Raw genomic sequence first — 9982 nt, 5'->3', positions numbered from 1 at the left:
GCAGCTGCTCCTCCTGGGGCTGCACATCGAGCACCTTGGTCTTGCTGGAACGCCCCGAGGAGGAGCGCGCAGTAGTGCCTGTACCCTTACCGCGCGACTGCTGGGTGCCCTTTCGGGCAGGGGAAGTACGAGTCGCCATAGTGGCAAGGTTACCGGCTGAGCAGGCTGATCCCCGGGATTTGCCCCGCGCGGATCAGTTGCGCCGGTCCCGGATCAGGCCTCCAGGACCACGGGGACGATCATGGGGCGGCGGCGGTGGCGCTTGTTCACCCAGGTGCCGATGACCCGGCGCACCACTTGCTGCAGCTGGTAGGTCGTGTGGTCCTTGTTGTTGACCACGGCTTCTTCGAGAGCGGCAATGATGTTGGGCTTGATGTCGTCGAAGACCGAGTCGTCTTCGGCAAAGCCGCGGGCATGGACTTCGGGACCGGAGACAATCTGCCCGGTGCTGCGGTTGACCACCGTGATGACGGAGATGAAGCCTTCCTCGCCCAGGATTCGGCGGTCCTTCAGGTCGGCGTCGGTGATTTCGCCGATGCTGGACCCATCCACATACACGTACCCGCATTCGATCTGGCCGACGATCCGCGCTGTTCCGTCTTTCAGATCGATAACCGAACCGTCGTCCGCCAGCAGCACATTCTCGGCGGGCACACCGGTCTGCTCGGCCAGCCGCCCGTTCGCGATCAGGTGGCGGGTCTCGCCATGCACCGGGAGCGCGTTCTTGGGCCGCAGGATGTTGTAGCAGTAAAGCAGTTCACCGGCAGCAGCGTGGCCGGACACGTGCACCGTTGCATTGCCCTTGTGGATGACATCGGCGCCGAGCTTCAAAAGTCCGTTGATCACCCGGAAGACGGCGTTCTCGTTGCCCGGAATCAGCGACGACGCCAGGATGACCGTGTCCCCCGCGCCGACCTGGACCCGGTGGTCGCCGTTGGCCATGCGCGACAGCGCCGCCATCGGCTCGCCCTGCGATCCGGTGGACATCAGCACGATCCGGTCGTCGGGAAAGTCCTCCACGTTCTTCAGGTCCACCAGGATGCCCTCGGGGACCTTCAGATAGCCCAGTTTGGAGGCGATGCCCATGTTGCGCACCATGGAACGCCCCACGAAGGCCACATGGCGGCCGTGGGCGGCAGCGGCGTCGAGCACTTGCTGCACGCGGTGCACGTGGGAAGAGAAGGAGGCGACGATGATGCGTTTCTCCACTTGGCCGAACAAGCGCTCCAGCACCGGGCCGATTTCCTTCTCCGCCGTGGTGAAGCCGGGGACGTCCGCGTTGGTGGAGTCGGCCATGAACAGATCCACGCCTTCCTCCCCCAGTCGGGCGAAGGCGCGCAGGTCCGTGATCCTGCCGTCCAGCGGCAGTTGGTCCATTTTGAAGTCCCCGGTGTGCAGCACGGTGCCGGCCGCGGTCCGGATGAAGACGGCCAAGGCGTCGGGGATCGAGTGGTTGACCGCCACGAATTCGCATTCGAACGGTCCGAACTGCTCGATCTGCCCCTCGGCGACGGTGAGGGTGAAGGGCTTGATCCGGTGTTCAACCAGTTTGGCCTCGACCAGGGCCAGGGTGAGCTGGGACCCGATCAGGGGGATGTCCTGGCGCATGCGGAGCAGGTACGGGACGGCACCAATGTGGTCTTCATGACCGTGGGTGAGGACCACCCCGACGACGTCGTCGAGCCTGTCCTCGATGTACGAGAAATCCGGCAGGATCAAATCCACGCCCGGCTGGTGTTCTTCCGGGAACAGCACGCCGCAGTCGACCACCAGGAGTTTGGAGTCGATCTCGAAGACCGCCATATTGCGGCCGATCTCCCCGAGGCCTCCGAGCGGGACAATCCGCAGCGTCCCGGGCTCCAGCCGGGGCGGAGTGCGCAACTGTGCGATTGTGGATTCGCTCATCGTCCGGTCAGACCTCCAGCGCCCAACCGGCCTCGGCCAGGTCCGCGCGGACGGCGGCCAGCTCGGCCTCCGACGGTTCCACCAGCGGCAGGCGCACCACCGAATTCGGCAGGACACCCTGCCACTTCAATACTTGCTTGGCGGCGACCGCGCCCTGAACGTGTGTCATCACGGCCCGGATGACCGGGTCCAATTCGAAGTGGATCCGGCGGGCGGTAGCAAAATCCCCGGACAGTGCGGCATCAACCAGGTCGCGGAACTGCCGGGTTGCCACATGGGCGGTCACGCTGACGACGCCGACTGCGCCGGCCGCCATCAACGGCAGGGTCAATCCGTCGTCACCCGAGTAGACGTCGAGGTCGGTGTTGGCAAGGACCCGGGTAGTCTCTCCGTAGTCCGCCTTGGCGTCCTTGAGCGCCACGACGAGCGGGTGCTCTGCCAGCCGGATCAAGGTCTCAGTCTCGATCTTGATGCCGGCGCGGCCGGGGATGTCATAGATCATGACCGGCAGATCAATGGCCGAGGCGATGGCTTCGACATGTGCCTGCACGCCGGCCTGGCTCGGCTTGTTGTAATACGGGGCGGTGACCAGCAGGCCGTCCACGCCGGCGCCGGCAGCGCGGCGCGAAAGGCTGATGGAGTGGCGCGTGTCATTGGTCGTCGATCCGGCGATCACCTTGGCGCGGCCGCCTACCGCCTCCACGACCGCGCGGAACATCCCCACGTTCTCGTCATCGGTGAGGGTTGAGGTCTCCCCGGTGGTACCGGTGACGACGAGGCCGTCGCAACCGTCCTGGACCAGCTTGTCCGCGAGTTCGGCTGCTTTGGGGTAGTCGACCTCACCCTCTTCCGTGAACGGGGTGACCATCGCGGTGACCAGGGTGCCGAAGGGATACTCACGAATGTCAGACTCAGCCATAGGGAAAACGTTACCGTGTCCGGGCGCCGGATCATGCCAAGGATGTACAAGGGGCGACACAGAGAGGACCCTCACGGCGCGTTTCCCCACCTGCCGCGGGAGCTCTCCTCCCGGGCAGGCTGCTGCCCGGGAGGCAGGTGTATCAGCGTCCCGCCGGGAGGCCCTCGAGGAATCCCGTCAGCAGGGAAGTCACCTTGGTCTGGGCGGAGAGGCAGCCCGCATGGTCCAGCCCGGGGAGCTCGGCATAGTGTCCGTCCGGCAGCAGTGCCGCGGCCTGGCGGGATTCCTCGGCGCGGGGGTGGTCTTCGCTGCCGGCGATCAGCAGAGCGGGCAGATGGATCCGCTGCACTTCGGCCGGATCAAGCCCCGGCAACTCTTCACCGGCACGGAAATACGCGGCGAGCGCTGCCGGGTCGTTCGCCAGAAAGGCGTGCCGGGTAGCCGGGTCCACCGGGACCGCGCGGCGGGTGTTCCAACGACGGATGAACTCTTCCATCCCGCCCGTCTCGAGCGCATCCAGGTAGTCCGGAAAAAAGAGCTGCCCGACCTGGCCTGCCATGCTCCGGTGGGTCCCGCCGAGCGTTGTGAGCGACCGCAGGCGCTGTGGCCGGGCTGCTGCCATGGCCAGCCCCACCCGTGCGCCGAAGGAGTAGCCAAAGTAGTTCACGCATTCCAGGCCGCAGGCGTCCAGGACCGCTTCGATGTCGCCCACGAAGCGCTCCATCGTGTAGGCGCCGGCATGGTGGGGTTTGTCACTGCGGCCGTGCCCGCGCATGTCCAGCGAGACCACCCGATAGCGCGGTTTGAGGGCACGCTGGTAGCCCAGTCCGCGCCATGCGGCCTTGGACAATGCGGTTCCGTGGACCAACAGCAGCGGCTCGCCGGTGCCGGTGTCCTCAAAAGCCAGGCGCACGCCGTCGTTCTCATTGACAGCGAATCCCATCATGGCCGCTCCAAGGCTGCGGGGCCGTTCTCCACCGTGTTCACTCCTTCACGCTACCGCGCACCCGCAGGCGGTATCTCCGGGCCGCCTCCCCCGACCGCTGTGAGATTATCGGTGCATGCCCCCAGCTCCCACCGGCCACCGCATTACCGGCATTGATGCAGCCCGCGGCATCGCCTTGCTGGGCATGATGGCAACCCACATCTTTGCACCATGGACGGCCGGTACGGATCCACAGCCCAACTTCGTGGGTTTGGTTCTTTCCGGACGCTCTTCGGCGTTGTTCGCGGTCCTGGCCGGCGTCGGGCTGGCGTTGCTGACCGGCGGCAGCCGCGGCCACCAGGGCGGCAGCCTGGGCGCGGACCGCGGCGGGATCGCGGTGCGTGCGCTGCTGATTGCAACAGTCGGCATGATGCTCGGCACGCTCGAAGTGAACGTCGCCGTGATCCTGGTCCACTACGCAGTCCTGTTCCTGTGTGCGCTTCCGTTCCTACACATGCGCCGCGGCGTGCTGGCGCTGTGGGCCGCCGGCTGGATCCTCCTCTCCCCCGTCCTGGCCCACTTGCTGCGGCCCTGGGCAGAAGCCGCCGTGCACCCGGCCGAGCTGGGCCATAACCCGATGGTCCACGACCTGCTGACGCCGGCAACGCTGCTCAGCGATATCTTCCTCACCGGCTACTATCCCGTGGTGCAGTGGCTCGGCTATTTGCTGGCGGGCCTGCTGATCGGCCGGATGGAACTGAGGCGCACAGGGGTCCAGCTGGGGCTGCTGGCAGGGGGCGCCGTCCTGGCCGTGGCGGCAAAGGCAGGGTCCTGGTTCGTGATGGAAGAGCTGGGCGGTTATGCCGAGGTAGCGGCCACCGAACCTGCACAGCGCGCGGACTTCGACCTGGTGTACCAGGTGAACATGAGCTGGATCGAGCAGCGCGGCTCGTGGTGGTGGCTCGGCGGCGCGTCGCCGCACTCCGGAACGAGCTTTGACTTGCTGCACACGGTGGGCACCTCAGCCGCAGTCCTGGCGGTGTGCCTGCTGCTGACCTCCCGGCTGCCGTGGCTGCTGCTGCCGCTCTCCGGCGCCGGTGCCATGACATTGACGCTCTACTCGGCCCATGTGTGGATCATCAGCGCCCTGCCGCCGGCAGCCCCGGAGCTGCAGGCGTACCTGTGGCAGGCAGCTGCAGCAATAGCGGTGGGCATGGCCTTCTACTGGCTGGGGTGGCGTGGCCCGTTCGAGTTGGTTACGTCCACTGCCTCACGGCTGACCCGCGACGCGCTCAACCCGGCCGGCAGCCGCAGCCGGAGCCGGTGAGCGGCGCTGGTCCGGCAGGCAGTAATCCAGGACCGTGGCCGGCCGCTCAGGACCGGCTGAGGCTGATGGCGTGGCGCATCGACTCGCGGGCACGCTTGCGGTCCCCGGCTGCGTCGTAGGCGCACGAGAGACGGAACCAGCTGCGCCAGTCTCCGGGCGCGGCCTCGGCCTCGGCCTTGTACTTCAGGAACTCCTGGTCCGCTGCTTCGCGCACGATGCGCCCGCCGGGCGTGCGCGGCAGATTGTCCACCGGCAGCCCGCCCTCGGCTTCGAGTGTCCTGGCCAGCCGGGACATCCTCGACCCGAACAGCAATTCCCGGCTCAGTGCCCAGGCTCCGATGACCGGCAGGATCACCAGCGCCACGCCCAGGCCCTTGGCCACCGGGTCAGGTTCGGTGAGCATCAACGCAGCCCGCTGCAGCGTGGCGCCCAGATAGCCCACCAGCAGGACGATGATCACCCCGACCCAGATTTTCGCTCCGTGCCGGGCATACCAGCCGATGGTGCCGTTGCGGTCCGGGTTGGCGGCAGAGTCTTCGGTGTTGCTCATGAAAGTTCCAGGTACCCGTCTAGTCCGTAGGTCAGGCCGGGGCGTCCTGCGACGGTCCGGACGCCCAGCAGCACGCCGGGCATGAAAGAAGCGCGGTCGAACGAATCGTGCCGGATGGTGAGTTGTTCGCCCGGTCCGCCCAGCAGCACTTCCTGATGCGCCACCAGGCCGCGCAGCCTCACGCTGTGCACGCGCACGCCGTCCACCTCGGCACCGCGGGCACCGTCAAGCGCCTTGGTGGTGGCATCCGGACTGGCCGGTACGCCTGCACCGTCGCGGGCTGCGGCCACCAGTTGCGCCGTGCGGACGGCGGTGCCGGACGGCGCATCCACCTTGTCCGGGTGGTGCAGTTCGATGATTTCCACCGATTCAAAGTACTTGGCTGCGGTTGCGGCGAAGGCTGAGGCCAGCACGGAGCCAAGCGCGAAGTTGGGTGCGATCAGCACACCGATGTCGGGGTGCAGGTGGAGCAGTTCCATCAGCGACGCCCGCTTGGCTTCGTCCCACCCGGTGGTGCCGACCACGGCATGCATGCCGTGCTCAACGGCAAAACGGACGTTGGCCTCGGTGTTGTCCGGTGTGGTCAGGTCCACCACCACCTGGGCGCCGGCCGCCACCAGGTCTTCGAGGGAGTCACCACGCTTCAGCGCCGCCACCAGTACCATGTCAGGGGCGGCCTCGACGGCCTTGACGGCCTCGCTCCCCATCCGTCCGCCGGCCCCCAGGACGGCCACCGCAAGTTGCTCAGTCATGTCCTCCAGCGTAGCGTTACTGGCCGATGCCGACCCACTCGGTGCTGCCGTCCGCAAAGTGCTGTTCCTTCCACACGGGCACCTCGGCCTTGATCCTGTCCACCAGCTCCGAACAGGCGGCAAAGGCCGCGGCGCGGTGCGCCGAGGCAACGGCAGCGACCAAGGCCGGATCGCCGATCGCGAGCGGGCCGGTGCGGTGCGCCACCCAGATCCGGACGCCGTCGTGCTTTGCGGCGATGCTGTCAGCGACCTCGGCCATCACGCGCTGGGCGGTGGGGTGGGCGGAGTAGGACAGCGCTGCCACAGCCTGCCCGCCGTCGTGGTTGCGGACTACCCCGCTGAAACAGACCACTGCACCGCATTCGGCGGAATCCACTGCGGCAGCCGCTGCACCGGCGTCGATCGCTTCACCGGTCACCTGCGCAAACAGCACCCTGCTGGTCATCGTTGTCCTCTCATCTGCTGGTGCTCCCAGTATCTCCCGGTCCGGAATGGCCGGCATCGGTCTTCCCCTCCAGCTGCGCGCAAATGTGCCCGATCAGCGGATCCAGGGCTGCCAGGCCGTCACGCACTCCTCCGGGCGACCCGGGCAGATTGACGACGAACGTGGAGCCCACCGTCCCGGCCACGCCCCTGCTCAGTGCCGCCAGCGGAGTCTTGGTGCGGCCGTAGTCGCGGACCGCTTCCATCACGCCGGGCAATTCCCGTTCCAGCACGACGGCGGTGATTTCCGGGGTGCGGTCGTCGGCAGCGAGGCCTGTGCCTCCGCTGGTGACGATGACCCGGGGTCCGGCCGCGAGCATCTTCCGCAGCGCGTGGCGGACGGGTTCGCCGTCGGCGACAATCTGCGGGACGCCGGCAGTGAGGCCATGGCTGGCAAGCCATTCGGAAATCAACGGCGCACATTCATCGTCATACGTGCCGGCTGCGGCCCGGGTGGAGGCAACAATGATGCCGGCGGTCCTGGCGCTCACAGTGTCCAATCCCCGCTCTTGCCTCCGGACTTTGCCAAGACCTTGATGTCGGAGATGACGGCGTGCTTGTCCACGGCCTTGACCATGTCGTACAGGCTCAGCGCAGCGACCGAGGCGGAGGTCAGTGCTTCCATTTCCACGCCGGTCACCGAGCGTGTCTTGACCGTCGCCTCGATCCGCACCGATTCCGCAGCCGGGAAAAAGTCCACCGTCACCTTGCTGATCGGCAGCGGGTGGCACAGCGGAATCAGCTGCGGCGTCTGCTTGGCCGCCATGATCCCCGCCACGCGGCTGACGGCGAGCGCGTCGCCCTTGGGCAAGGACCCTGCGACCAGAAGCCCCACCACGTCGGGGCGGGTGGAGAGCACGGCCTGGGCGGTGGCCTCCCGGGTGGTTTCGTCCTTGCCGCTGACATCGACCATGTGCGCCGTGCCGTCCTCGCGGACGTGGGTCAGGCGTTCTGCTTCGCTCATAGCAGCCATATTTCCACGTCTTGGCCGGCTTCGGCGTGCTGCATGCCCACGGGCAGGTGGACCAGCGCGTTGGACTGCGCCATCGCGTGCACCAAATGGGACCCGGCTCCGCCCACCAGCTGCACCCGCACGCCGTCGTAATGGCCGCGCCGCACCTGGTGTTTTGCCGCGGGTGACTCCGCGGCTTCTGAGAGCGGCACCCGCAGAGCGCTGCGCGGCGCCGGCGTTCCCAGTGCGGCAGTCAGCGCCGGCCGCAAGAACATCTCGAACGAGACCAGGCAACTCACCGGGTTGCCGGGGAAACCCAGGAACACGGCATGTTCGAGCCGCCCGGCGCCCTGCGGGCCGCCCGGCTGCATGGCCACCGGGGAGAACGCCACTCCTTCGGGCTCGAGCGCCTGCCGGACTACTTCGAAGGCTCCCTTGGAGATTCCTCCGGACGTCAGCACCAGGTCGGCGCCGTGGCGCTGCAGGTCCGCGTCCAGCAGGCGGCGGAAAGCAGGCGCCGCATCTGCAAGGATCCGGGTCTCCACCACTTCGCAGCCGGCGTCACGCAGCGACGCCGCCAGCATGGTGTTGTTCGCATCATAGATCTGCCCGGCGGCCAACCGTCCCCCGGCCGCCACCACTTCGTCCCCGGTGCTCAGCAGCAGGACCCTCAGCCGCGGCCGCACCTCGATCGAGGCGAGACCCAGCGCGGCCAGCAGACCGAGCTGCGGCGCCTTCAGCACCGTCCCGGCCGCGAGCGCCAAATCTCCGGCGGCAATATCGCTGCCTACCTGGCGGACGAACCGGCCGGCGGGAGTTTCCGGAAGCCTGACCGTGTGGCCCTCCGGCACGGTCAGGAAAGCATCCGGCACCGCTTCTTCAATCGGGACAACGGCGTTTGCTCCCCCGGGCAGCATGGCTCCGGTCATGATGGGGGCTGCCCACCCCGGCGCCAGGGCCGGAGCGGGGTGTCCGGCGGGTATCGCGGCGGCCACCCTGAGGTCGGCGCCACCGGCGGTCTCGGCGCTGCGGACTGCGTATCCGTCCATCTGCGAGTTGGCGAACGGCGGCAGGCTCATCGGCGCGGCTACATCGACGGCCAGCACGCGGCCGTGCGCTGAGGCCAAGGCCACGGTTTCGCGGCCGCCGAGGCTTGCGCGGGCGGCGTGGCGGAGCAGCTCCTCGACGTCGGCACGATGCTCGGCAACGCTTTTGGCCACTGGCCCTCCTTGTTTACCTGGGTCGCGGTTTACCTGGGTCGCTGGCTGCCGCCGGCAGATGCGTGGGCGGAACCGGCGGCCGCGAGATGGCGGAGGCCCGCCGCGTCCGCCACGGTTGCATGGTCTGCTGCCATCCTAGGGGACGCCCCAAACCCCACTGCGTGGCGTCGGCAGCACAGCGGCGGTTTCAGCGCCGGTAGATCGACATCTCGGCCGCCTTGACCACAAAGTGCACACGCTCCCCCGGAGCCAAGGACAGGTCGGACACCGCCGCCGGCGTGACGTCCGCGGCCAGCCAGCCCGCCCGGACGGTGACCAGGCCGCCGTGCGGCACGAGCTCGGTGACCGTGGCTGCCACGGCGTTGCGCGGGCTGCCCGCCGGCAGGTCGGTGAACACCGCCACCGAGGCGGGGCGGAAGACGGCAGCTGCCGGGTCACCGGGCCGCAGCCCGGGCTCGGTTTCGCCGCTCCAGCAGCTCCCGTCGACGGCGACGAGCCCGGCCTCCGTGGCGGTACCGGTGACAAAATTCAGGCCGGTCATGCCCGCCGCGAAGGGGCTGCGCGGCCGGGCGAACACCTCGCGCACCGGCCCTTGCTCGACAATCCGCCCGTTCTCCATCACCACCACCCGGTCGGCCAGCAGCAACGCATCCAGCGCGTCATGGGTCACGATGACCGCGCTTCGCCCGGCCAGCACCCGGCGGAGCAGCCTGCGCAGCGCCGGAGCGGCCGTAATGTCAAGAGCGGACATCGGCTCGTCGAACAGCAACAGCGAAGGGTCGGCCGCGAGCGCCCGGGCCACCGCGGCGCGCTGAGCCTGGCCGCCGGAAAGTTCGGCAGGACGGCGGTTCGCCAGTTCGAGGGCGTCGAGTTCCGCCAGCCAGTGCCGGGCGGTCCGGCGCGCCTCGGTGCGGGTGGCTCCGCGGCTGCGCGGCCCGTAGGCGACATT

11 protein-coding genes are annotated in these 9982 nt (G+C 68.2%); 1 reads left to right on the top strand and 10 read right to left on the bottom strand.

Going from position 1 to position 9982, the window contains the following annotated elements:
- Positions 1 to 213 precede the first annotated feature (213 nt).
- The 3 genes from AC5RWT_RS30425 to AC5RWT_RS30415 form a co-directional block, all read right to left on the bottom strand.
- Positions 214 to 1905 carry a ribonuclease J gene (locus tag AC5RWT_RS30425; protein ID WP_494083463.1) on the bottom strand — a complete coding sequence of 564 codons (1692 nt, stop codon included), beginning with the start codon at positions 1903 to 1905 and terminating at the stop codon, positions 214 to 216.
- A gap of 7 nt (positions 1906 to 1912) precedes the next feature.
- Positions 1913 to 2824 carry a 4-hydroxy-tetrahydrodipicolinate synthase gene (dapA, locus tag AC5RWT_RS30420; protein WP_494083462.1) on the bottom strand — a complete coding sequence of 304 codons (912 nt, stop codon included), beginning with the start codon at positions 2822 to 2824 and terminating at the stop codon, positions 1913 to 1915.
- A 142-nt stretch (positions 2825 to 2966) separates the two neighbouring features.
- A complete protein-coding gene (locus AC5RWT_RS30415; RefSeq protein WP_494083461.1) occupies positions 2967 to 3770 on the bottom strand; it encodes an alpha/beta fold hydrolase in 804 nt (267 codons plus the stop codon).
- 115 nt (positions 3771 to 3885) lie between these two features.
- On the opposite strand from AC5RWT_RS30415, the gene AC5RWT_RS30410 reads away from it, so the two are divergent.
- Entirely contained in the window at positions 3886 to 5076 is a 1191-nt protein-coding gene (locus AC5RWT_RS30410; protein ID WP_494083460.1) for a heparan-alpha-glucosaminide N-acetyltransferase domain-containing protein, read from the top strand.
- Between the two features lie 46 nt (positions 5077 to 5122).
- On the opposite strand, the gene AC5RWT_RS30405 is transcribed toward AC5RWT_RS30410, so the two are convergent.
- The 7 genes from AC5RWT_RS30405 to AC5RWT_RS30375 all read right to left on the bottom strand — a co-directional run.
- Positions 5123 to 5626, bottom strand: a complete 504-nt coding sequence (locus tag AC5RWT_RS30405; protein ID WP_493968091.1) for a tetratricopeptide repeat protein — start codon at positions 5624 to 5626, stop codon at positions 5123 to 5125.
- On the bottom strand, positions 5623 to 6378 hold the full coding sequence (gene dapB, locus AC5RWT_RS30400) for a 4-hydroxy-tetrahydrodipicolinate reductase (protein ID WP_493968092.1): 756 nt from the start codon (positions 6376 to 6378) through the stop codon (positions 5623 to 5625). The genes AC5RWT_RS30405 and dapB overlap by 4 nt, the downstream gene beginning before the upstream one ends.
- 16 nt (positions 6379 to 6394) lie before the next feature.
- Positions 6395 to 6823: a molybdenum cofactor biosynthesis protein MoaE gene (locus AC5RWT_RS30395; protein ID WP_493968093.1), complete on the bottom strand. Its 429-nt coding sequence runs from the start codon at positions 6821 to 6823 to the stop codon at positions 6395 to 6397.
- 10 nt (positions 6824 to 6833) lie between these two features.
- On the bottom strand, positions 6834 to 7352 hold the full coding sequence (locus tag AC5RWT_RS30390) for a MogA/MoaB family molybdenum cofactor biosynthesis protein (RefSeq protein WP_493968094.1): 519 nt from the start codon (positions 7350 to 7352) through the stop codon (positions 6834 to 6836).
- Positions 7349 to 7825 (bottom strand): cyclic pyranopterin monophosphate synthase MoaC, encoded by a 477-nt coding sequence (gene moaC, locus AC5RWT_RS30385; RefSeq protein ID WP_493968095.1) that lies wholly within the window; start codon positions 7823 to 7825, stop codon positions 7349 to 7351. Before moaC ends, AC5RWT_RS30390 begins: the two co-directional genes overlap by 4 nt.
- The gene (locus AC5RWT_RS30380) at positions 7822 to 9033 is read right to left on the bottom strand and encodes a molybdopterin molybdotransferase MoeA (protein ID WP_494083459.1); all 1212 of its coding nucleotides are present in this window, start codon (positions 9031 to 9033) and stop codon (positions 7822 to 7824) included. Before AC5RWT_RS30380 ends, moaC begins: the two co-directional genes overlap by 4 nt.
- A gap of 187 nt (positions 9034 to 9220) precedes the next feature.
- Positions 9221 to 9982 (bottom strand): ATP-binding cassette domain-containing protein (locus AC5RWT_RS30375; RefSeq protein WP_494083458.1); only part of this gene is annotated, 762 nt, incomplete at its 5' end.

It is taken from the genome of Arthrobacter sp. Dra40 (assembly GCF_059091905.1).
This window is presented reverse-complemented; position numbering and strand designations above follow the sequence as displayed.

What these genes read in the sequence shown, in the direction of transcription:
- AC5RWT_RS30425 (WP_494083463.1), bottom strand. Translation starts at nt 1,905, where the DNA reads ATGAGCGAATCCACAATCGCACAGTTGCGCACTCCGCCCCGGCTGGAG.
- dapA (WP_494083462.1), bottom strand. Translation starts at nt 2,824, where the DNA reads ATGGCTGAGTCTGACATTCGTGAGTATCCCTTCGGCACCCTGGTCACC.
- AC5RWT_RS30415 (WP_494083461.1), bottom strand. Translation starts at nt 3,770, where the DNA reads ATGATGGGATTCGCTGTCAATGAGAACGACGGCGTGCGCCTGGCTTTT.
- AC5RWT_RS30410 (WP_494083460.1), top strand. Translation starts at nt 3,886, where the DNA reads ATGCCCCCAGCTCCCACCGGCCACCGCATTACCGGCATTGATGCAGCC.
- AC5RWT_RS30405 (WP_493968091.1), bottom strand. Translation starts at nt 5,626, where the DNA reads ATGAGCAACACCGAAGACTCTGCCGCCAACCCGGACCGCAACGGCACC.
- dapB (WP_493968092.1), bottom strand. Translation starts at nt 6,378, where the DNA reads ATGACTGAGCAACTTGCGGTGGCCGTCCTGGGGGCCGGCGGACGGATG.
- AC5RWT_RS30395 (WP_493968093.1), bottom strand. Translation starts at nt 6,823, where the DNA reads ATGACCAGCAGGGTGCTGTTTGCGCAGGTGACCGGTGAAGCGATCGAC.
- moaC (WP_493968095.1), bottom strand. Translation starts at nt 7,825, where the DNA reads ATGAGCGAAGCAGAACGCCTGACCCACGTCCGCGAGGACGGCACGGCG.